This window comes from Citrobacter sp. Igbk 16, from assembly GCF_028069755.1.
Lineage (GTDB): Bacteria > Pseudomonadota > Gammaproteobacteria > Enterobacterales > Enterobacteriaceae > Citrobacter.
This window is the reverse complement of record NZ_JANEWJ010000021.1, coordinates 23,015-45,948: the sequence shown is the minus strand read 5'-3', so window position 1 is coordinate 45,948 and position 22,934 is coordinate 23,015. Positions and strand designations below refer to the sequence as shown.

Genomic DNA, 22,934 nt, shown 5'->3' with positions numbered 1-22,934 from the left:
TAGATGGGGTATTTCTGTGGGCCGAATAAGGCGCTTACACCATCATCCGGTATTCACGCCGCAACATTGCCGGATGATGACGCGCGTGCGTCTTATCCGGCCTGGGATCAAATCACATCAATCTCTGCAACGGAGGGATAGATCCAGCTTGGTCTGAATGGCATGTTGTCAATATCATCAAGCTTGGATACACCAGACAGAACCAGGATAGTTTCCAGACCCGCCTGGAAGCCTGCCAGAATATCAGTGCGCAGGTTGTCGCCAACAATGACCGTTTCTTCTGAGTGCGCCTGCATTTTGTTGAGTGCCGCGCGAATAATCCACGGGCTGGGTTTGCCGACATAAAATGGTTTACGGCCGGAGATCTTCTCAATACCGGCGCAGAGCGCACCACAGGCAGGGTAAAAGCCGCGACCGTGGGTATCCGGGTTGGTGGCGATAAAACGTGCGCCGTTAGCCACAAAGTAAGCCGCTTTATGCATCATGTCCCAGTTGTACGAACGGGTCTCTCCGACAATGACAAAATCAGGGTTAACGTCGGTAATAGTAAAGCCTGCTTTATACAGCTCATGGATTAACGCGCCTTCACCCACCACGTAGGCTTTTTTCCCTTCCTGGCGACGGAGAAAATCAGCAGTAGCCATGGCGGAAGTATAAAAGACGCTATCGGGGACATTCACACCCGCGGTGGCGAAGCGGTTTGCCAGATCTTGCCCGGTCTGCGAAGGGTAGTTCGTCAGCAGGACTAACGGTAAACCTTTCTCCAGAATGCCGGTCAGAAATTCTGCCGCACCGGGTACGGCAACATTGTCGTGCATCAGCACGCCGTCGATATCACAAATTACATTCTTAATGGTCATGAACTACCCAGGGAATTCGTTATGAGTCTTATATACCCGTCATACTTCAAGTTGCATGTGCGTTGGCTTTCCTCGCTCACCCCAGTCACGTACTGGTGTACACTCCAGGGGATTCGCTGCGTCGCCGCGTTATTCGGCCAAGCGGCCTCACCCCTACGGGGCCAGCACAAGCGCTGTTCAAAACGCTAATGCGTTTTGTCCTGTAACTCGAATTATTTAGGGTATAGTAATCCACTACTATATGAGAGCATTAGCTTTCCAGCAAACGTTGCAGCAATGAACCATTGAGCATGGCGCGCTTCACCAGCGCAAATGCACCAATCGCTGAACGGTGATCCAGCGTGGAACGTACCACCGGTAAATTGTGGCGAAACGCCTTCAGTGCCTGATTATTAATGCAGCTTTCTATTGCCGGAAGCAGGACTTTATCTGCTTCGGTAATCTCACCGGCGATGACGACTTTTTGCGGATTAAACAGGTTAATCGCAATCGCGATGGTTTTACCCAGGTGGCGACCCACGTGCTCGATAACTTCTGCTGCCAGATTGTCACCTTTGTTGGCTGCCTTGCAGATAGCTTTGATACTGCAATCGTCCAACGTGAGACGGCTCGGATAGCCTTGTTTCAGTAAATTTTGTACGCGATGTTCAATGGACGCATTGGCAGCGATCGTTTCCAGGCAACCAAAGTTACCGCAATGGCAGCGTTCGCCCAGTGGCTCAACCTGGATATGGCCTATTTCGCCCACGTTGCCGTTGCGTCCGATGAAAATACGCCCGTTGGAGATAATCCCTGCGCCGGTTCCGCGATGGACACGCACCAGAATGGAGTCTTCGCAGTCCTGACTTGCCCCAAAATAGTGCTCGGCAAGTGCCAGGCTGCGGATATCATGACCGACAAAACAGGTGACCTGAAAACGTTTTTCCAGTGCGTCGACCAGTCCCCAGTTTTCAACCTGAATATGGGGCATATAGCGAATGACGCCACTTTCGGGGTCAACGAGGCCTGGCAGGATAACGGAGATTGCAATCAGCTCACGGATTTTCCGCTGGCAACTGTCAATAAAGGTGGCAATCGTATTGAGCAGCGCGTGCTCCAGTGTTTCCTGGGTGCGCTCTGGTAGCGGATAATGCTCTTCGGCAACCACTTTGCTGCTCATATCATAGAGTGTCAGCGTGGTGTCGTGGCGGCCAAGGCGAACGCCAATTGCGTGGAAATTACGGGTTTCGGTGACGATAGAGATGGCGCGGCGGCCCCCGGTGGAGGCCTGCTGATCGACTTCTTTAATCAGCCCGCGTTCAATCAGTTGACGCGTAATTTTGGTTACGCTGGCGGGAGCAAGCTGGCTTTGCTCGGCAATCTGAATTCGCGAGATTGGCCCATGCTGGTCAATCAGACGATAAACTGCCGCGCTGTTAAGCTGTTTTACGAGATCAACATTACCTATTTGAGCTTGTCCGCCTGGTGTCATTCTTTCTCTTACTCAGTAACGACCTCGTTGCCATTAACGATGGTCTTGATAATTTTAAAGTCGTGCGTGAACGCGGTCAGGTTGGCTACTTTGCCTGGCGCGATACTGCCGAGTTGTTTGTCGACGCCAATGGCGCGAGCAGGGTAGAGCGTTGCCATACGCAGGACTTCGTCCAGTGCGATACCGCAATGTTCAACCAGATTGCGTACACCTTCGATCATGGTTAATGATGAACCGCTCAGCGTGCCGTTCTCATCAACACACAGTCCATTGCGGTAGTATATTGTTTTACCAGCGAAAATGAACTGTTCAATGTTTGCACCCGCTGGTGCAGTCGCGTCGGTCACCAGGCACAGTTTGTCACCTTTCAGGCGTTTGGCATTGCGGATGTTGGCATAGTCAACATGCATGCCATCGGCGATGATACCGCAATAAATATCGGCCTCATCAAGAACCGCTCCTGCCAGACCTGGTTCGCGGCCGGTAATATAAGGCATCGCGTTGAACAGATGTGTTGCAAAGGAAATGCCTGCACGGAAACCGATTTTTGCTTCTTTCAGCGTCGCGTTAGAGTGGCCCGCAGACACCACGATACCTGCATTCACCAGTTGGGTGATCACTTCGGCAGGAACCATTTCAGGCGCCAGCGTCACTTTGGTGATGACATCCGCATTATCGCACAGGAAATCGACCAGCGCAGCGTCTGGCTGGCGGACAAAGCTCGGATTATGCGTACCTTTTTTCACCAGATTCAGCCACGGACCTTCAAGGTGTAGCCCTAATGCCTGATTTGGATGCTTAGCGAGGTATTCACGCATGACGCGAACGCCCTGCTTCATCAGGTCATCGCTGGTGGTGATTAGCGTTGGCAGATAGTTGGTGCAGCCAGATTTTTCATTGGCTTTCTGCATGATTTCCAGCGTCTCAACGGTAACGGCCTCTGCCGTATCGTTAAACTGTACACCGCCACAGCCGTTTAACTGCACATCAATAAAACCGGGGGAGACAATGGCCCCATTCAGTGAGCGTTGTTCAATCCCTGGCGGCAATTCAGACAGTGGGCAAACGCTATCGATCAGGCCATTGGCGACAACAATCGCATGGTCATCAAGAATTTCGTGACCGGTAAAAATCCGGCCCTGGGTTAAAGCATACATTCCGACCCCCGATTTCAAAAAAATGCCGCCCTGCACGTTTTCGGCAGGGCGGAGACATCATTACAGACCTTTAATATTTTCCGCTTCTAACTCGTTAAAGTATTTCAGCGTCTTCACTTTCAGCTCCATAGTGGAAGGCTCATCGCAGACCACAACCGCTTTCGGATGCAGTTGCAGACAGCTGATAGTCCACATGTGGTTAACGTTACCTTCAACAGCCGCCTGCAGCGCCTGGGCTTTCTGGTGACCCAGCACCAGGATCATCACTTCTTCAGCATCCAACAAGGTGCCCACGCCTACGGTCAGTGCATATTTAGGCACCTGGCTTACGTCGCCGTCAAAGAAGCGTGAGTTTGCTACGCGGGTGTCGTGGGTCAGCGTTTTGATACGAGTACGGGAAGCTAAAGATGAAGCGGGTTCGTTGAACGCAATGTGACCATCGTTACCTACGCCGCCCATAAACAGATGGATTTTACCGTAAGAACGGATTTTCTCTTCATACTGACGGCATTCTGCATCAATATCCGGCGCGTTACCATTGAGCAGGTTGATGTTTTCTGCTGGAATATCAACATGATCAAAGAAGTTGCGGTGCATAAAGCTGTGATAGCTTTCTGGATGCTCTTTCGGCAGGCCAACATATTCGTCCATGTTGAAAGTAACAACATGTTTGAAGCTCACCTGGCCCGCTTTGTGCATTTCGACTAATGCTTTATAGGCAGTCAGCGGAGTACCACCAGTTGGCAGGCCCAGAACGAACGGACGATCTGCCGTTGGTTTGAACGCGTTAATACGGTTAACGATATGGCGAGCAGCCCATTTGCCGACTTGTTCAGCGGTATTCAGGGGGATCAGTCTCATTCTTCACCTCAAAAGTAAATGTAAGCAGTTGGCGGATTGAGTCTCTGTGCAGTATTAAGCGTAACCTGGTTTTGCATCGGTAAGGATCAATCCGTTTCGATTTTTTGAATGATAAAATAAGTTTTCGTAGTTAGCCAGTGTAAGGGAGGGTTAATAACGATATTTGGTGATTGGAATCACAAAAAACACGCTTTTAATTTGCGATACGAATTAATTTTTCACACACTCTGAATGTAGATGAATGGTTAATGTTGTTGTTCCAAAATCTCTTGCTGTTGCAGTTAGGAATGGTCGCACAATAAAAATATGGCTTCAAAGGAGCCTAATCGGGGTCTCGTAGGGGGAATAAAATGAATATTTTAGGTTTTTTCCAGCGGCTGGGTAGGGCGTTACAGCTCCCCATCGCGGTGCTGCCAGTCGCGGCACTGTTGCTGCGATTCGGCCAACCAGATTTACTGAACGTACCCTTCATCGCGCAAGCGGGTGGGGCTATCTTTGATAACCTCGCGTTAATTTTTGCTATCGGTGTGGCTTCCAGCTGGTCTAAAGACAGCGCGGGGGCGGCAGCGCTGGCAGGTGCGGTTGGTTATTTCATATTGACCAAAGCAATGGTTACCATTAACCCAGCGATCAACATGGGCGTTCTGGCAGGTATCATCACCGGTCTGGTCGGCGGCGCTGTGTATAACCGTTGGTCTGGCATCAAACTGCCTGATTTCCTGAGTTTCTTCGGTGGCAAACGTTTTGTACCTATCGCCACGGGCTTCTTCTGCTTAGTGCTGGCTGCTATCTTCGGCTACGTGTGGCCGCCGGTGCAGAACGCCATCCATGCGGGTGGTGAGTGGATCGTGGGCGCTGGCGCGCTGGGTTCCGGTATTTTTGGCTTCATCAACCGTCTGCTGATCCCAACCGGTCTGCATCAGGTTCTGAACACCATCGCCTGGTTCCAGATTGGTGAATTCACTAACGCTGCAGGCACAGTATTCCATGGTGATATCAACCGCTTCTACGCGGGTGACGGCACTGCGGGTATGTTTATGTCTGGCTTCTTCCCGATCATGATGTTTGGTCTGCCGGGTGCGGCACTGGCGATGTACTTCGCCGCGCCGAAAGCACGTCGTCCTATGGTCGGCGGTATGCTGCTGTCCGTTGCTATCACCGCATTCCTGACCGGTGTTACCGAGCCGCTGGAATTCCTGTTTATGTTCCTGGCTCCGTTGCTGTACCTCTTGCACGCTGTTCTGACAGGTATCAGCCTGTTCGTTGCGACGCTGTTGGGGATTCACGCCGGCTTCTCCTTCTCCGCAGGTGCAATTGACTACGTGTTGATGTACAACCTGCCGGCTGCAAGTAAGAACGTCTGGATGCTGGTCGTCATGGGTCTGGTGTTCTTCGTTATTTACTTCGTCCTGTTCAGCGCGGTTATTCGTATGTTTAACCTGAAAACGCCGGGTCGCGAAGATAAAGAAGACGAGATTGTTACTGACGAAGCGAACAGCAATACCGAAGAAGGTTTAGCTCAACTGGCAACTAACTACATTGCAGCGGTTGGCGGTACGGATAACCTGAAAGCGATTGATGCCTGTATCACCCGCCTGCGTCTGACCGTTGGCGATTCTGCCCGCGTAAATGATGCGATGTGCAAACGTTTAGGCGCATCGGGTGTGGTTAAGCTGAACAAACAAACTATTCAGGTCATCGTGGGTGCGAAAGCTGAATCTATCGGCGACGAAATGAAGAAAGTTGTGGCACGTGGCCCGGTTGCGGCAGCGTCTACTGACAGTACTCCGGCAGCGGCTGCCCCGGTTGCAAAACCGCAGGCGGTAGCGAATGCAGCCACCATTGAAGCGCTGGTTTCTCCGATTACCGGTGATGTGGTTGCACTGGAGCAAGTGCCTGATGAAGCCTTCGCCAGCAAAGCAGTGGGTGACGGCGTGGCGGTAAAACCAACGGATAAAATCGTGGTTTCTCCAGCAGCGGGTACCATTGTGAAAATCTTCAACACCAACCATGCGTTCTGTCTGGAAACGGAAAAAGGCGCGGAAATCGTGGTCCATATGGGTATCGATACCGTGGCACTGGAAGGTAAAGGCTTTAAACGTCTGGTTGAAGAAGGTGCGGTTGTTGCAGCAGGTCAACCGATTCTGGAAATGGATCTGGAATACCTGAACGCGAACGCACGTTCCATGATTAGCCCGGTTGTTTGCAGTAATAGCGATGATTTCGGTGGTCTGGTTATTAAAGCCGAAGGTCATGTCGTTGCCGGTCAAACACCACTGTATGAGATTAAAGGTAAGTAATTGCTCGTAGGCTGGATAAGGCGTAAGCGCCGCCATCCGGCACGATGAGATGATTAACAGCGGCGGGGGATAATCCTCCGCCGCTTTTTTTTGCAGCAATTGCCCGCATAATAGCTGTCTGATACGTATTTTCCGTAACTAAGGGTTGTCACTACGTCCGGCTTATAAGATCATATGCCGTTATACGTTGTTTACGCTTTGAGGAATCCACGATGAGTGAGGCTGAAGCCCGCCCGAGTAACTTTATTCGTCAGATCATCGATGAAGATCTGGCCAGTGGTAAGCACACCACTATCCATACCCGTTTTCCGCCGGAGCCAAATGGCTATCTGCACATTGGCCACGCGAAATCCATTTGTCTGAACTTTGGTATTGCGCAAGATTACCAGGGCCAGTGCAACCTGCGTTTTGATGATACGAACCCGGTTAAAGAAGATATCGAGTACGTTGAATCGATTAAAAACGACGTTGAATGGTTAGGTTTCCACTGGACTGGCGATATTCGCTACTCTTCGGATTACTTCGATCAGCTACATGCTTACGCGGTAGAGCTTATTAACAAAGGTCTGGCGTATGTCGACGAACTGTCCGCCGACGAAATCCGTGAATACCGTGGCACGCTGACGCAGCCTGGTAAAAACAGCCCGTTCCGCGATCGCAGCGTTGAAGAAAACCTCGCGCTGTTTGAAAAAATGCGTACCGGTGGTTTTGAAGAAGGTAAAGCCTGCCTGCGTGCGAAAATCGATATGGCTTCGCCGTTTATCGTGATGCGTGACCCGGTGCTGTACCGCATTAAGTTTGCTGAACACCATCAGACTGGCAACAAGTGGTGCATCTATCCGATGTACGACTTCACCCACTGCATCAGCGATGCGCTGGAAGGCATCACACATTCACTGTGTACGCTGGAATTCCAGGATAACCGCCGTCTGTACGACTGGGTGCTGGATAACATCACCATTCCGGTTCACCCGCGCCAGTACGAATTCTCGCGCCTGAATCTTGAATACACTGTGATGTCTAAGCGTAAGCTGAACCTGCTGGTGACTGATAAGCACGTTGAAGGCTGGGACGATCCGCGCATGCCGACTATCTCGGGTCTGCGCCGTCGTGGTTACACGGCTGCTGCAATTCGTGAATTCTGCAAACGCATCGGTGTGACCAAACAGGATAACACCATTGAAATCGCTTCTCTGGAATCCTGCATCCGTGAAGATCTGAACGAAAACGCACCGCGCGCAATGGCGGTTATCGATCCGGTGAAACTGGTTATCGAAAACTACCCACAGGGCGAAAGCGAGTTGGTCACTATGCCTAACCATCCGAGCAAGCCGGAAATGGGCAGCCGTGAAGTACCGTTCAGCGGTGAAATCTGGATCGACAGGGCCGATTTCCGCGAAGAAGCCAACAAACAGTACAAGCGCCTGGTGATGGGTAAAGAAGTCCGTCTGCGTAATGCTTACGTCATCAAAGCTGAGCGCGTAGAGAAAGATGCGGAAGGTAATATCACGACTATTTTCTGCACCTACGATGCTGACACGCTGAGTAAAGACCCGGCCGATGGCCGTAAAGTAAAAGGCGTTATTCATTGGGTAAGTGCGGCTCATGCGCTGCCGATTGAAATCCGCCTGTACGATCGTCTGTTCAGCGTACCTAACCCGGGGGTTGCGGAAGATTTCCTGTCCGTTATTAACCCAGAGTCGCTGGTGATTAAACAGGGCTATGGTGAGCCTTCGCTACAGGCCGCGGTTGCTGGTAAAGCGTTCCAGTTCGAGCGTGAAGGGTACTTCTGCCTCGACAGCCGCTATGCAACAGCTGACAAACTGGTGTTTAACCGCACCGTGGGTCTGCGCGATACATGGGCTAAAGTAGGCGAATAAACCGTCGTTACGCATCCTTTCAAACGCCGCATTCTGCGGCGTTTTTTTTCGCCTGAAAATGGTTAGCAGACTCTATTTGCGCAGCGAAATAATTGTTATTCAGGAATGATTTTTGCTGTTTATATTTTTCTAACAAAAACCTTGTGTTATCAGTCACTCTGGACTGAAACCGATTTCATCTTTATGGAAAACAAGTCTTTTTTCAATTATTCAACGCTTTTTTATCTTCCAATGAAAATGTAACAGAAAGCAATGAAATATGTGCGGTTGCTCATGTTCTTACATACTGGTTACAAAAAGAGATTGATAATTCGCGTCGCGAAAAATAGTCTATTCATTGTAGTCAATGAGGTTTTCTCAGCGCTACTTTTTTAATTTTTGCTTTTTCGCTGTTCGCTTTTGTCGACAGCTTTTATACGTCAAAGAGGATTAACATATGCGTACGTTTAGTGGCAAACGTAGTACGCTGGCGCTGGCTATCGCCGGTATCACAGCAATGTCGGGTTTTGTTGTCGCTCCTCAGGTTCACGCCGAAGGTTTTATTGATGACTCTACCTTAACGGGTGGCATTTATTACTGGCAGCGTGAGCGCGACCGTAAAGACGTTACCGATCATGACAAATACAAAACTAACCTTTCTCACTCTACCTGGAACGCTAACCTCGACTTCCAGTCCGGTTATGCGGCTGATATGTTTGGTATTGATGTCGCAGCATTTACCGCTATCGAAATGAACGAAAGTAGCGAAAGTGGCCATCCAAACGAAATCGCATTCTCTTCAAAAAATAAAGGCTATGACGAAGATTACTCCGGCGATAAGAGCGGGATTAGCCTGTATAAAGCGGCCGCCAAATTTAAATTTGGCCCAACCTGGGCGCGCGCGGGTTATATTCAGCCAACCGGACAAACTCTGCTGGCACCACACTGGAGCTTTATGCCAGGTACCTATCAGGGTGCTGAAGCCGGTGCCAACTTCGATTATGGCGATGCGGGTGCGCTGAGCTTCTCCTATATGTGGGCCAACGAATATAAAGCACCGTGGCACACCGAAGTCGATAAATTCTATCAGGCCGATAAAAAGACCAAAGTTGATTACCTCCATTCAATCGGCGCAAAGTATGACTTCAAAAATAACCTGTTGCTGGAAGCGGCATTCGGTCAGTCTGAAGGCTACGTCGATCAGTATTTCGCCAAAGCCAGCTACAAATTTGATTTAGGCGGTAATCCGTTTACCACCAGCTACCAGTTCTACGGTGCCCGCGATAAGGTAGATGACCGCACTGTTAACGACATTTATGATGGCACGGCCTGGCTGCAGGCACTGACCTTCGGCTACAAAGTGGCAGAAGTCGTTGATCTGCGACTGGAAGGGACCTGGGTTAAAGCTGACGGGCAGCAGGGCTACTTCCTGCAGCGTATGACCCCGACCTATGCGTCTTCAAACGGTCGTCTGGACGTTTGGTGGGATAACCGCTCTGACTTCAACGCCAACGGTGAAAAGGCCGTGTTCTTCGGTGCGATGTATGACCTGAAGAACTGGAACCTGCCTGGCTGGGCAGTGGGTGCATCATACGTTTACGCGTGGGATGCTAAACCGGCAACCTGGCAGCTCAACCCGGATGCGTACTACGACAAAAATCGTACTATCGAAGAGTCGTCTTACAGCCTGGATGCGGTCTATACCCTGCAGGACGGCCGTGCGAAGGGCACTATGTTTAAACTGCACTTCACGCAGTACGACAACCATTCAGATATTCCAAGCTGGGGCGGTGGTTACGGTAACATCTTCCAGGATGAGCGTGACGTGAAATTCATCGTTATTGCTCCGTTCACCATCTTCTAATGCCGACAGCGGCAGGCCGCAAGCCTGCCGTTTTGTTGAGGAGTGTGTTATGAAAAAGCTGATACTCATCGCCGTCATGGCATCAGGGCTGGTTGCCTGCGCGCAATCACCCGCGCCGAAAGAAGATAGCCGTCTTAAGGAAGCCTACAGCGCTTGTATCAATACCGCACAGGGCTCGCCGGAGAAAATCGAGGCCTGCCAAAGTGTGTTGAATGTGCTGAAGAAAGAAAAACAGCACCAGCAGTTTGCGAATGAAGAAAGCGTGCGCGTTCTGGATTACCAGCAGTGTATCCAGGCAACGCGTACGGGTAACGATCAATCCGTCAAGGCCGATTGCGATAAGGTCTGGCAGGAAATTCGCAGTAATAATACGGCGAAATAAAACGTGGTATGAACAAGAACGGGCGGAGAGATATCTTCGCCCGTTTGCATTTTAGCGTTGTTTTTCAATTGCCCACTTGAGTAATGCCGCACAACGGTAGAATCCGTGGGCAAATTTTCCGTATGGGATGGTCAGAAATAGCGCCATGACGACACCAAGATGAATAGCAAGCAAAATAGCCATCCATGAGGTATCTCTGCCTGCCAACAGCGCTAAGCCCGTCAGACTCGTCAGTAGCAGCAACAGGATAAAACCACGGTCCATCGGCTTTTGCCTTGCGTCACCCTGTAGCGGTGAGCGTTTAAAATTCAGCCATAGCAAGCCTGCTGGCCCTATAATCAGACCAATACCGCCCAAGATGCCAAGGATGACCGGGATGCTGAAAAACGGGTAGGGGGCTTCTATGCCGGCAAAGTAGTGGTAGCCTGTCGCCACGACGGTGGCGGCAAAACAGAGCATAAAACCGTAGAAAGTGAAGTGATGAAACCGGCGGCGCATCAGGGTGAAAGCATCATCCGCTTCGTTACAACCTTTACCGTGTCCACCATCGAGATATTTCAGCGTCAGTGCATTGTGTGAGGCTTCAGCAATGTCAGCAGAACGCGGCATCCCCGGAGAAATCTCCCGCCAGAAGCGGAAAACGCCAGCCATGAGCAGACCCATCGCCAGAATAAAGACTGAACCAAACATCCATGCCAGCAGGTTATGCGGGAAAATTTGATAAAAATCTCCAGCCAGCGGAGGATGGAACAGGGAGCCTTTTAACCCCATGGCAAGAAGTAAAAACAGGATCAGGCCGAAAACCAGCGACAGCGCTACGGTCATGCCAGCCCGGCGATAAAGCGCGCCAAAAGTGGCGGGTTGCGTATAGTGTTGATAGGTTTCCAGCCTTACTTCTGCCATTGCTTTCGGCACATTGATGGCAAATTCATGGGGCAGTGCGTATTGACACGCGTGCAGGCAGGCGCCGCAGTTATGGCACAAATTGGCCAGATAGTTGATATCCGCTTTTCCGAATTCCAGACGCTGAGTCATCGCCGGGAAAACGGCGCAAAAACCCTCGCAATAGCGGCAGGCATTGCAAACTTGCATGACTCGTTCAACTTCTGCTTCTGGTTCGGTAAGCATTTTCGCTTCGATAATTAATCTCTCAAGCTGTTTCATGATATGCCTCCTCACGTGCTGCCAGAGCGGCTTCTTTTCCGGCAATACGACCAAAGGTGGTCCCTATCGACATGCCCACACCTGCGGTGTAGCCTTTTCCCAGCACGTTGCCCGCCATCATCTCTCCGGCTACGAACAGATTGCGACTTGGAAGCCCTGCAAAATGCACCGCGGCGTGTTCATTCACCTTTAACCCCAGGTAGGTGAAGGTGATCCCCGGACGTAAGGCATAGCCATAGTAAGGTGGCGTATCCAGTGGTCGCGCCCAATGTGTTTTTGCCGGTGTCAGATTTTGTGTTGCACAGTTATCCAGTGTTGTGTGGTCAAAGTGCCCTGGCCGGCAGGCGCTGTTGTACTGCATGACAGTATGGGTAAAGCGCTCAGTATCCAGTCCCAACTGACGTGCCAGCTCTGCTAACGTATTGGCCTGTGCACCAGGAAAAACCGGGGGCATGAAGTGACCGATCGCTTTACTGTCGATAATGGAGTAACCAATTTGTCCGGGCTGGTGGGCAACCAGACGTCCCCAGATTGCATAACGTTTTGGCCAGAAATCCTCGCCTTCATCATAAAATCGTTCTGCATCACGGTTCACTACGATGCCCAGAGAGACACAGTCCACCCGGGTGCAAATTCCGCCGTCATATAAGGGAGCCCGGGCATCAATCGCCACGCAGTGTGACTGGGAGGGCTCGCCGATAATGTCCGCGCCGGCATCGATCATAAATTTGAGTAGTACGCCCTGATTAAAGCGCGTGCCGCGAATGAGGAAGTTATCCGCTGGCCATTCACCGCGGGCGTTCTCACCCCATGCTTCTCGCAGCCATTCGCGGTTAGATTCAAACCCGCCAGCAGCAAGTACACAGGTCTTTGCCGGAATGCGTTCTGCACCTGCCAGTGCTGCCACGAACTTGCCATTATGCAGTTCAAGTGCCTGGACTGGTGTGTTATAGCGGATTTGCACCCCCAGTTTTTCTGCGCTGCGATAATAGGCGTTTACGAGTGCTTTTCCTCCGCCCATAAAGAAGGCATTCGTTCGCGCGACATGCAAAGCGCCAGAAAGTGGCGGTTGAAAGTTAACGCCGTGCTGGCGCATCCAGTCGCGGCATTGGGAAGAGGTACGGATCACCAGCCGAGCCAGTGCTTCGTTGGTATTACCTTCCGTTACACGCCAGAGGTCCTGCCAGAATTCCTCTTCAGGATAGCTCTCCACCAGTACATCCTGTGGCGCATCATGCATACAACGTAAATTACGCGTGTGTTGGGAGTTCCCTCCGCGCCATTCACGCGGGGCCGCCTCAAGCAGCAATACCGAAGCGCCTTGCTCCCGGGCGGTTAAAGCGGCACATAGTGCTGCATTGCCGCCGCCAATCACCAGAACATCAACCATCGCAGACTCCATTACCACTTAACCAATTGTTAAGTTTGTAATTAAAATGTATACGAGTAAGTTGTGGGGACGCTATGACGTGATGCTAAACAGCCCTTTAATTATTGTAAAGGGTAGCACCTGGCCAGTGTCCAGATTCCACCAGTTGATGCATCACTTTGGTGAGTACCACACGGGCAGCGAGGCCTGCTGGGGTGAGTTCATCGTCAGAAAGGCTGACCAAAAAGTTGGGGCGGCTAAGTATGGGATTATGGATGCCGACCACTCTTAATGTCTCTTTATCGAGATGGGAAATTGCCGCGCCGGGCTGAAGTGTTGCACCAATTCCGCTGCGAACGGCGTGCATCAGTAGCGTCAGGCCGTCAATTTCTGTGGCGATCTCAATGTTCAGCGCATGCTCCTGACTGATAGCATCCAGTCTGCCGCGCAGACCATGTCCTGGGCTTGGCATTATCAATGGAATATTAACCAGTTCGGCAGGGGCGATAGTGTCATCCGCAATACCTGCCAGCAAGTTATGAGTACCAATCAAAAATAACTGTTCCTCAAGAATTGCTCTGGCGCTCCAGCGCAGGATTTTTTCCTTCTGAAAGACCACGGCCAAATCAATTTGACGGGTATTAATCATTCGTTCCAGATTGCCAGAGAGACTTTCCACTACATGCAGGCGGACATCGGCATAGCTTTCCCGCATAGCGTTGATGAAAGGCATCCCGAGAACGGAAGCGGTGCTGGGTGCCATACCGACGCTGACGTGCCCGGAAAGTCTGGCCTCCCGTGCCGCAAGGATGGCATCGTCTGCGTGGCGTAATGCCAGTTGTGCCTGAGAGTAAAAAGCCAGTCCAGCGCTGGTGGGCGTCACGCCACGAGAAGTCCGTTGCAGCAGACGTATGGCGAGTTCGTTTTCCAGGCGGGTCATTTGCTGACTGAGCGCCGAAACACCGATATTGAGGTCGAGCGCTGCGCTACCCATGCTGCCGGTTTCTACAATGCGCACAAAATAGCGTAACTGGCGAAGTTCCATTTCGACTCTCCGATGAAGGCAAGATGAGTTTTAAAGTAAAGCAACATTGAGTTGGAAGGAAGGGGAGAAAGGTCAGATTGCGTCTATAAAAAAAGCCAACCGTAAGGTTGGCTTTTCAGAAAGCATCACATTATTTGGCGTCGTGCGCATGATCATCTTCGCGGCAATCGCCTTCAGCGCAGTGACCGTAAAGATAGAGGCTATGGTTAGTTAAACGAATACCATGTTTAGCCGCAATCTCACGTTGACGCGCTTCGATGGAGTCATCGCTGAATTCGACCACTTTGCCGCAGTCAAGGCAAATCAGGTGATCGTGATGATGTTGCTGGGTCAGTTCGAAGACGGATTTACCACCTTCAAAATTGTGGCGGGTCACGATACCGGCATCATCAAATTGGTTCAGCACGCGATACACGGTCGCCAGACCAATTTCTTCACCCATGTCGATCAGGCGTTTGTATAAGTCTTCCGCACTGACGTGATGGTTATCCGGTTCCTGAAGAACTTCCAGAATCTTTAAACGAGGAAGCGTTACTTTCAGGCCAGCCTTCTTTAATGCGGTATTGTTGTCAGTCATGCGGAATCTGTCCTGTAGCTAAACGGTTCACTTCATTAACAGAAGTGACAGAAATTGCACTTGAGATAATGCGTATCATTATAGAACTGCCATGCCTAAATGAAAACTGCAAGTCTCTGGCAAATATTGTTAATCAAAACGTGGTATCACCAACAAACACACTGTGCAATACCCGATTGGCATCCAGCCATTGTACAGGGTCAGTCGAAAAAGTTACAAATTTGTAGCAATTATTTTGATTGGTTTTATCTATTGATGCGGCGCAGATGAATATCTACGCCGCACGAAATCAGGCATTGATGATTTCGTCGAGGTGCAGCTCTTCAGAGATCTGCTTAACCCATTTTTCTACGCGCTCAGCGGTCAGTTCCGGCTGGCGATCTTCATCGATAGCCAGACCCACAAAGTGGTCGTCATCTGCCAGGCCTTTGGACGCTTCAAAATGGTAGCCCGCCGTTGGCCAGTGGCCGACGATGGTAGCGCCGCGTGGCTCGATGATGTCGCGGATGGTGCCTAACGCATCACAGAAATATTCTGCGTAATCTTCCTGGTCGCCACAGCCGAACAATGCCACCAGTTTACCGTTAAAATCAATGTCTTCCAGAGTAGGGAAGAAGTCATCCCAGTCGCACTGCGCTTCACCGTAGTACCAGGTTGGGATGCCGAGCAGCAGAATGTCATACCCTTCCAGGTCTTCTTTGCTGCTTTTTGCAATGTCATGTACATCGGCAACGTCTTTACCAAGCTGTTTTTGAATCATTTTTGCGATATTTTCGGTATTACCGGTGTCGCTGCCGAAAAAGATGCCAGTGATTGCCATGAGTAAAATAACCTCTTGAAACTTATTGAAATGGTGGTGGCGCATTGCCCACGGATAAGGGCAATCATAGCAGAACAGTCCGGCATGCGGAAACAGCAAACACGCGGGACTGCACTCTGTGCTACACGATTTATGATTTAGAGCAGAAATTCAGACTATGCCTGACCGCGCAATGCGGTGAGTTGGTTCATCAGCATCTCTTCGATGAGTTCACTGCGACTCATGTTGCGCGCTTCCGCCAACTCATTTAGAGCGTCAACGGCATCCGCGTTCAATTTCAGTTCGACACGCTTGAGTCCACGAACTTTGTCGCGTTTAAGCTGATTACGTTTATTAATACGTAACTGTTCATCACGCGAAAGCGGATTGGTTTTGGGTCGTCCCGGGCGACGCTCCTGCGCGAACAGATCTAATGTCGTACGGTCCGTTTGTTCTTTGGCCATGATCTTGGTGACTTCGGGGAAACAATCAGCCAGGCGTCTGCCCGGATGGATAGCGCGCCATAATACATCAGCAGGGGAGGCGCGCCAACGCCCACGCACGTAATCGCGCGCGGACGCTGAGTTTTTAATCAGTTAACCTTCTCACTCAGATAACGACGGATAGCGCGCAGCACCGCATCGGGTTTTTCCGCATGTACCCAATGGCCTGCGCCGGCAATAACGTGGGCGCGGGCCTGCGGAAACTGGGCCAGTAATTGCTCGCGATACGCTTGTGTCACATAAGGTGAATTACCGCCGGGGATAAACAACGCCGGATGTTCCCAGGCGGGTATGGTTTCCCATCCTACGATATGGGGATACTGATCCCACAACACCGGGACGTTAAAGCGCCACTCGCCGTCAACAAAGGATTTCAGCAGAAACTGGATCACGCCTTCTTCTTGCAAATGCTGACGCATGACGCTTGCGGCCTGCTGGCGAGAGGAAGCCTGGGCATCTGTTACCGCGTTAATGGCGGCAAAAATCTCATCGTGGCGGCGTACGTGATAGTCAACCGGTGCAATATCGATGGCGACCAGTTGATCGATGCGTTCCGGTGCCAGTGCGGTCAGTGCCATGACGGCTTTGCCCCCCATGGAGTGCCCAATAAAGGTCGCTTTTTCGATGTGTTGCTCATCGAGGGTATCCAACAGATCCTGCGCCATTGCAGGATAATTCATCTCCGGTGAGCGGGGAGAGAGGCCATGATTTCGCATATCGACCTGGATGATATCGTGATCAACGACCAGGGAGCGTGCCAGTATGCCCAGATTATCCAGACTGCCAAACAGACCGTGAACCAGGACGATGGGAGAATTATTGTGCGGGTTTTGCGCAGATTGCGCTCGGATATTCAATTTCATGGCAAAGTTCTTTTTTTCACACTCACGGGTTAGGGTATCATGTTGACCATTCTGCCACATGGCTGCAACAACTACGGTTACTCCGAGTTTTGCTGGTCACCAGGCTCGACGCTATCCGCTGTTAGGATTTGCCTTTACACTACAGCGTGTAAAGTCCTGACAACTTGTATTCAGCCAAACATTGCACTGGATTAAGATGAAAACGATTGAAGTTGATGATGAACTCTATAGCTATATTGCCAGCCACACCAAGCATATTGGCGAGAGCGCATCCGACATTTTACGGCGTATGTTGAAGTTTTCCGCCGCATCACAGCCTGTCACTCCGGTAGTAAAAGAAATCCGCGCCGTGCAACCTGTCGTGGAAGCCAAGCCGGTCAACCCCGCGAAAGACAAAGTGCGCGCTATGCGTGAACTGCTGCTTTCCGATGAATATGCGGAACAGAAAAAAGCAGTGAATCGCTTTATGCTGGTGCTGTCTACACTTTACTCACTGGATCAACATGCGTTTGCACAAGCAACAGAATCGTTGCATGGCCGCACGCGCGTTTATTTCGCAGCGGATGAACAGACGTTGCTGAAAAATGGTAATCAAACCAAACCGAAACACGTGCCAGGCACGCCATATTGGGTGATCACCAACACGAATACCGGCCGTAAATGCAGCATGGTTGAACATATCATGCAGTCAATGCAATTCCCCGCGGAGTTGATTGAAAAGGTTTGCGGAACAATTTAATCCTTGCATTAGAAGGACCAGGCAATGGCAATCCACAACCGTGCAGGTCAACCTGCACAACAGAGTGATTTGATTAATGTCGCCCAGTTAACGGCGCAATACTATGTACTAAAACCGACGGCAGGGAATGCGGAGCACGCGGTGAAGTTCGGTACATCCGGGCATCGCGGTAGTGCGGGTCGTCATAGTTTTAATGAGCCGCATATTCTGGCTATCGCTCAGGCGATTGCCGAAGAACGTGCGAAAAACGGGATTACTGGCCCGTGCTATGTGGGCAAGGATACCCACGCGTTGTCTGAACCGGCATTTATCTCTGTACTGGAAGTGCTGGCGGCGAACGGTGTTGATGTCATCGTGCAGGAAAACAACGGCTTTACGCCAACACCTGCCGTGTCTAATGCTATCCTGGTCCACAATAAAAAAGGCGGTCCGCTGGCTGACGGTATTGTGATCACGCCGTCCCATAACCCACCAGAAGACGGCGGCATTAAATACAATCCGCCAAACGGTGGCCCGGCAGATACCAACGTCACCAAAGTCGTAGAGGACAGGGCTAATGCACTGTTGGCTGATGGTCTGAAAGGCGTGAAGCGTATCCCGCTGGATGCCGCACTGGCGTCCGGTCATGTTAAAGAGCAAGACCTGGTTCAACCCTTCGTGGAAGGGCTGGCAGATATCGTCGATATGGCGGCAATCCAGAAAGCGGGTCTGACGCTGGGCGTTGATCCACTGGGTGGTTCCGGTATCGAATACTGGAAACGTATCGCTCAGCACTACAACCTGAATCTGACTCTCGTTAACGATCAGGTCGACCAGACTTTCCGCTTTATGCATCTTGATAAAGACGGTGCCATTCGTATGGACTGCTCCTCCGAGTGCGCGATGGCTGGTCTGCTGGCGCTGCGTGACAAGTTCGATTTGGCGTTTGCCAATGACCCGGACTATGACCGTCACGGTATCGTAACGCCGGCTGGACTGATGAATCCGAACCACTATCTGGCGGTCGCGATCAACTACCTGTTCCAGCATCGCCCACAATGGGGCAAAGATGTCGCTGTGGGTAAAACACTGGTGTCCTCCGCGATGATCGATCGTGTGGTGAACGACCTGGGACGTAAACTGGTCGAAGTGCCGGTGGGTTTCAAATGGTTTGTTGACGGTCTGTTCGACGGTAGCTTTGGTTTCGGCGGCGAAGAAAGTGCGGGGGCATCTTTCCTGCGTTTCGACGGTACACCGTGGTCGACTGACAAAGATGGCATCATCATGTGTCTGCTGGCAGCGGAAATTACGGCTGTGACAGGCAAGAACCCGCAAGAGCATTACAACGAACTGGCGGCGCGCTTTGGTGCACCGAGCTATAACCGAATTCAGGCTGGAGCCACCTCCGCGCAGAAAGCGGCGTTGTCTAAGCTCTCTCCGGAAATGGTGAGCGCCAGCACGCTGGCGGGCGACCCGATCACAGCGCGTCTGACGGCAGCACCGGGTAACGGCGCCTCGATTGGCGGCCTGAAAGTGATGACTGACAACGGTTGGTTTGCCGCACGTCCGTCAGGCACCGAAGACGCTTACAAGATCTACTGCGAGAGCTTCCTCGGTGAAGAACACCGCAAGCAGATCGAAAAAGAAGCGGTTGAAATCGTCAGCGAAGTGCTGAAAAACGCGTAAACAGTAGGCCGGATAAGACGCTAGCGTCGTCATCCGGCATAAATTAAAAAGCCGGATAGCTTTGTGCTGATCCGGCTTTTTTTATTCGGCTTAGATTCACGGCATAAACCGGTAGCCAATCCCGGTTTCGGTAAGAAAATGGCGTGGGCGAGCCGGATCCAGCTCCAGTTTCTGGCGCAGATGACCCATATAGATACGTAAGTAATGGCTGTGTTCAACGGCATTCGGTCCCCATACCTGATTCAATAACTGGCGTTGGGTCAGCACTTTTCCGGCATTATTGAGCAGTATGGCCAGCAGGCGAAACTCAATTGGCGTCAGATGAACCTCCTCATCCCCGCGATGAACCAGACGCGCGGCAATATCCACCTTTACATCAGAAAATTGCACCACAGGATCAGGAGACGCGCCGCTGGCGTGGCGACGCAATGCCACGCGCAATCGCGCCTGTAGCTCGCCAATGCCGAATGGCTTGCTGAGATAGTCATCGGCACCGGCATCCAGCGCGGCGATTTTATCGCTCTCTTCGCTGCGGGCTGACAGCACGATCACCGGGATGGCGCTCCACTGCCGCAGGTCGCGGATAAAATCAATACCGTCACCGTCCGGAAGACCGAGGTCGAGAATGATGAGGTCGGGCTTTCGTGTGGCGGCTTCCAACAGACCACGTTGCAGCGTTTCCGCTTCATACACACGCAGGCCATCCGCTTCCAGCGCGGTGCGCAGAAAGCGACGAATGGCTTGTTCATCTTCAACAATCAGTACGTTTGTCACATATCCTCATGAAAATCTTCAAGTTCAGGGGGCGCTTCCTGCGGCAGTGTAACACGGAAACACGCCCCTCCCTGCGGACGATTATGCGCTGAAATCGTGCCACCGTGCACGTCGACAATCGCCTGACAAATTGCCAGCCCCAGCCCAACACCCGGTACCGATGATTCTTTGTTTCCACGGGAAAACTTGTCGAAAATACGCTGTTCCAGGCCGGCAGGAATGCCGGGCCCATTGTCCCAAACATCCAGCAGCAGATGCTCGCCGTCGACCTGGGCGTCGATACCGATTTGCGCCTGCGGACCTGCATATTTGACGGCATTTTCCAGCAGATTGATCAGCACCCGCTCAAAGAGTGGCCCATCAACGTGTACCAGCGTCAACGGCTCCGGAAGTGACAGGTTAATGGGTGTTGCCAGCCCGGGCTCCAACATTTGCAGGGCGCTGCCTACTACCTCTTCCAGCGTTAGCCACTCTTTCTTAAGATTAAAGCCGCCAGACTGGATTCGTGCCATATCCAGCAGATTATTGACCAGTCTGGTGGTGTTAAGCACGTGCTGGCGGATCTCGCTGGCCTGGCGAGCGTGTGGTGAACCTTCACTTGCCAGATCCAACGTTAATATCTCCGCCTGACCGAACAGCACCGTCAGCGGCGTGCGTAAATCGTGGGACAGGGCGGCAAGCAGTGCATTGCGAATACTTTCTCGCTCGCTGGCAAAGCGGGCCTGCTCTTCACTGGCCGTCAGAGTCAGGCGCTCCAGCGCACTGGCCACCAGTAGGGTGAAGGTTTCCAGCAGGCGTTGCTGTTCCGGGATCATCAGCTGACGCAGGTTTCCTGGCTCCACCACCAGTAGCCCATAGGTTTTATCGGCGCTTTTTAACGGTAAAATTTGATAGGGAACGCCGGGTAATGTGTCGGTGCCGGCACCGGCCATCTGCCCCTTGTCAAAACTCCACTGGGCAATGGCGTCATCCCAAGGTGTCATACCCTGCTGATGCGTCAGGGGAACCAACTTACCGTTTTCGTCAGGTAATAACACCCGGCTACGGGCCTGAAACGTCGAGGCAATGAACTGTTCGCTGGTAGCCGCGATATCCTGCTGGCTGCGCCCTACAGCCAGTGCTTTCGACATCTCATACAGGTGCCGCGTTCGTTGCTCACGATAGCGTGCAACCCTGGCCTGATAACGCACCCCCGCGGTCAGATTACCGATAACCAAACCGACCGTTAACATCACGGCAAAGGTCAGCAGGTACTGGACGTCAGATACGGCAAGCGTGCCGCGTGGAGCAATAAAGAAGAGATCAAAGCTGGCGACGTTGATAAACGTGGCCACCACCGACGGCCAGCGCCCGTAGAACAGGGCGATCACCACCACGCCCAGTAGATAGAGCATCACCAGGTTGGCTGCGTCAAATGCAACCAGCCACTGCATAGCAATCAATGTGGTAACAGCGCACAATGCAGCCGCGACCACGCAACCCTGGATTTGTACCCGCCATTTATCCTTAAAGGTGCGGTTATCCGTGGTTTGTAATGTCTGACGAGAAGGGGGATCGTCCAGTGCGACAATCATCAGGTCGAGGTCTGGTGCGCGATGAGCCAGCTTGTCTGCAAAGGAATCGCTGCGCCACCAACGACGGGTTGTCGGACGCCCGAGCACAATTTTCCCCAGGTTGTGTTCCCGGGCATAACGGACAACGGCTTTGTCTTCGGCAGGGTCGGAGAGAGTGGCGGTTTCCGCCCCCAGTTCCTGCGCTAGTCGCAGCGCGCTTAAGATTGCCCGCCGCTGTTTTTCGGGTAGCCGGTGTAGTGCCGGTGTTTCAACATAGACCGCATGCCAGACGCTGCCGAGACGTGCCGCCAGGCGTGCAGCGGCTCGCACCAGTTTCTCGCTGCCGGTGTTGTGTCCAATACACAGTAAAATGGCATCGCGGGTATGCCAGACTTTTTCTTCTCCTGGGCGTCCCCGCCAGGCACGCATCTGATCGTCTACCCGATCGGCGGTGCGGCGCAGGGCCAGTTCACGCAGCGCTATCAAATTACCTTTGCGGAAGAAATGCTCGATAGCACGCTCTGCCTGACCGGCAATATAGACCTTGCCTTCGTTCAGGCGCTGACGCAAATCGTCGGGGGGGAGATCGACCAGTACCACATCGTCAGCGGCATCGAAAAACGGGTCAGGAACGGTTTCGCGCACCTGAATACCGGTGACGCCGCTGACCACATCATTCAGACTTTCCAGATGCTGAACGTTAACGGTGGTAAAAACATCAATCCCGGCTTCCAGCAGTTCTTCAATATCTTGCCAGCGCCGGGGGTGGCGTGATCCTGGCGCATTGCTGTGCGCCAGTTCGTCCATCAAAATCAGCGCCGGGCGGCGGGCGAGGGCGGCATCAAGATCGAACTCGCTGATATGCCGTCCACGGTGTGCCTGACGTTTCAGCGGTAGCACGGTGAGACCGTCCAGCAGTGCGGCGGTCTCCTTGCGCCCGTGGGTTTCCACCACACCAATCAGCACATCCAACCCCTGCGATCGTAGCCGTTGTGCCTCCGCCAGCATGGCCCAGGTTTTCCCTACGCCCGCACAAGCGCCAAAGAAAATTTTCAGTTTCCCCCGGTGCGGCGCGGTGGTCTGCTCCAGCAGGCGATCGGGGTTGGGGCGTAGGGGTTCGCTATGCATG

The 22,934-nt window shown here is 52.1% G+C and carries 20 protein-coding genes; 6 read left to right on the top strand and 14 right to left on the bottom strand.

Annotated elements, in window-relative coordinates; all coding sequences use genetic code 11:
* Positions 1-107 precede the first annotated feature (107 nt).
* The 4 genes from nagD to nagB form a co-directional block, all read right to left on the bottom strand.
* Positions 108-860, bottom strand: a complete 753-nt coding sequence (nagD, locus tag NNO03_RS14810) for a ribonucleotide monophosphatase NagD (RefSeq protein ID WP_137345352.1) — start codon at positions 858-860, stop codon at positions 108-110.
* 250 nt (positions 861-1,110) lie between these two features.
* The gene (locus tag NNO03_RS14805; RefSeq protein ID WP_137384495.1) at positions 1,111-2,331 is read right to left on the bottom strand and encodes an N-acetylglucosamine repressor; all 1,221 of its coding nucleotides are present in this window, start codon (positions 2,329-2,331) and stop codon (positions 1,111-1,113) included.
* A gap of 8 nt (positions 2,332-2,339) precedes the next feature.
* Positions 2,340-3,488, bottom strand: a complete 1,149-nt coding sequence (nagA, locus tag NNO03_RS14800; protein WP_271449861.1) for an N-acetylglucosamine-6-phosphate deacetylase — start codon at positions 3,486-3,488, stop codon at positions 2,340-2,342.
* Between the two features lie 60 nt (positions 3,489-3,548).
* A complete protein-coding gene (nagB, locus tag NNO03_RS14795; protein ID WP_003022803.1) occupies positions 3,549-4,349 on the bottom strand; it encodes a glucosamine-6-phosphate deaminase in 801 nt (266 codons plus the stop codon).
* 350 nt (positions 4,350-4,699) lie between these two features.
* On the opposite strand from nagB, the gene nagE reads away from it, so the two are divergent.
* The 4 genes from nagE (at position 4,700) to chiQ (ending at position 10,754) form a co-directional block, all read left to right on the top strand.
* On the top strand, positions 4,700-6,649 hold the full coding sequence (gene nagE, locus NNO03_RS14790; protein WP_271449860.1) for a PTS N-acetyl glucosamine transporter subunit IIABC: 1,950 nt from the start codon (positions 4,700-4,702) through the stop codon (positions 6,647-6,649).
* Positions 6,650-6,861: 212 nt separating this feature from the next.
* Positions 6,862-8,529, top strand: coding sequence for a glutamine--tRNA ligase (gene glnS, locus NNO03_RS14785; RefSeq protein WP_271449859.1), 1,668 nt, complete (start codon positions 6,862-6,864; stop codon positions 8,527-8,529).
* A 436-nt stretch (positions 8,530-8,965) separates the two neighbouring features.
* Positions 8,966-10,372: a chitoporin gene (gene chiP, locus NNO03_RS14780; protein WP_137384491.1), complete on the top strand. Its 1,407-nt coding sequence runs from the start codon at positions 8,966-8,968 to the stop codon at positions 10,370-10,372.
* A gap of 49 nt (positions 10,373-10,421) precedes the next feature.
* A complete protein-coding gene (chiQ, locus tag NNO03_RS14775) occupies positions 10,422-10,754 on the top strand; it encodes a ChiQ/YbfN family lipoprotein (protein ID WP_005121405.1) in 333 nt (110 codons plus the stop codon).
* A 51-nt stretch (positions 10,755-10,805) separates the two neighbouring features.
* On the opposite strand, the gene tcuB is transcribed toward chiQ, so the two are convergent.
* The 8 genes from tcuB to ybfF all read right to left on the bottom strand — a co-directional run bounded on the left by tcuB (position 10,806) and on the right by ybfF (position 17,074).
* Positions 10,806-11,918, bottom strand: a complete 1,113-nt coding sequence (tcuB, locus tag NNO03_RS14770) for a tricarballylate utilization 4Fe-4S protein TcuB (protein WP_271449858.1) — start codon at positions 11,916-11,918, stop codon at positions 10,806-10,808.
* Entirely contained in the window at positions 11,905-13,308 is a 1,404-nt protein-coding gene (tcuA, locus tag NNO03_RS14765; protein WP_271449857.1) for an FAD-dependent tricarballylate dehydrogenase TcuA, read from the bottom strand. The genes tcuB and tcuA overlap by 14 nt, the downstream gene beginning before the upstream one ends.
* Before the next feature lie 97 nt (positions 13,309-13,405).
* Complete coding sequence (gene tcuR, locus NNO03_RS14760) at positions 13,406-14,332, bottom strand: tricarballylate utilization LysR family transcriptional regulator TcuR (RefSeq protein WP_271449856.1); 927 nt, start codon at positions 14,330-14,332, stop codon at positions 13,406-13,408.
* Positions 14,333-14,462: 130 nt separating this feature from the next.
* Positions 14,463-14,909 carry a ferric iron uptake transcriptional regulator gene (gene fur / locus NNO03_RS14755; protein ID WP_271441586.1) on the bottom strand — a complete coding sequence of 149 codons (447 nt, stop codon included), beginning with the start codon at positions 14,907-14,909 and terminating at the stop codon, positions 14,463-14,465.
* A complete protein-coding gene (locus NNO03_RS14750; protein WP_100247215.1) occupies positions 14,902-14,988 on the bottom strand; it encodes a ryhB-regulated fur leader peptide in 87 nt (28 codons plus the stop codon). Before NNO03_RS14750 ends, fur begins: the two co-directional genes overlap by 8 nt.
* Positions 14,989-15,198: 210 nt before the next feature.
* Positions 15,199-15,729 carry a flavodoxin FldA gene (gene fldA, locus NNO03_RS14745; RefSeq protein ID WP_003022839.1) on the bottom strand — a complete coding sequence of 177 codons (531 nt, stop codon included), beginning with the start codon at positions 15,727-15,729 and terminating at the stop codon, positions 15,199-15,201.
* A 155-nt stretch (positions 15,730-15,884) separates the two neighbouring features.
* Positions 15,885-16,172, bottom strand: coding sequence for a LexA regulated protein (gene ybfE / locus NNO03_RS14740; protein WP_005121400.1), 288 nt, complete (start codon positions 16,170-16,172; stop codon positions 15,885-15,887).
* Between the two features lie 128 nt (positions 16,173-16,300).
* Positions 16,301-17,074, bottom strand: coding sequence for an esterase (gene ybfF, locus NNO03_RS14735; RefSeq protein ID WP_271449855.1), 774 nt, complete (start codon positions 17,072-17,074; stop codon positions 16,301-16,303).
* A gap of 196 nt (positions 17,075-17,270) precedes the next feature.
* Between ybfF and seqA the strand changes: the two genes are divergently transcribed.
* Together seqA and pgm are read left to right on the top strand one after the other, a co-directional pair.
* Positions 17,271-17,813, top strand: a complete 543-nt coding sequence (gene seqA / locus NNO03_RS14730) for a replication initiation negative regulator SeqA (RefSeq protein ID WP_271449854.1) — start codon at positions 17,271-17,273, stop codon at positions 17,811-17,813.
* A gap of 24 nt (positions 17,814-17,837) precedes the next feature.
* Entirely contained in the window at positions 17,838-19,478 is a 1,641-nt protein-coding gene (gene pgm / locus NNO03_RS14725) for a phosphoglucomutase (alpha-D-glucose-1,6-bisphosphate-dependent) (protein WP_101742411.1), read from the top strand.
* Between the two features lie 96 nt (positions 19,479-19,574).
* Here pgm and kdpE read toward each other — a convergent pair whose 3' ends face one another.
* Complete coding sequence (gene kdpE / locus NNO03_RS14720; RefSeq protein WP_271449853.1) at positions 19,575-20,252, bottom strand: two-component system response regulator KdpE; 678 nt, start codon at positions 20,250-20,252, stop codon at positions 19,575-19,577.
* A complete protein-coding gene (kdpD, locus tag NNO03_RS14715) occupies positions 20,249-22,933 on the bottom strand; it encodes a two-component system sensor histidine kinase KdpD (protein ID WP_271449852.1) in 2,685 nt (894 codons plus the stop codon). Before kdpD ends, kdpE begins: the two co-directional genes overlap by 4 nt.
* Position 22,934: the final 1 nt, after the last annotated feature.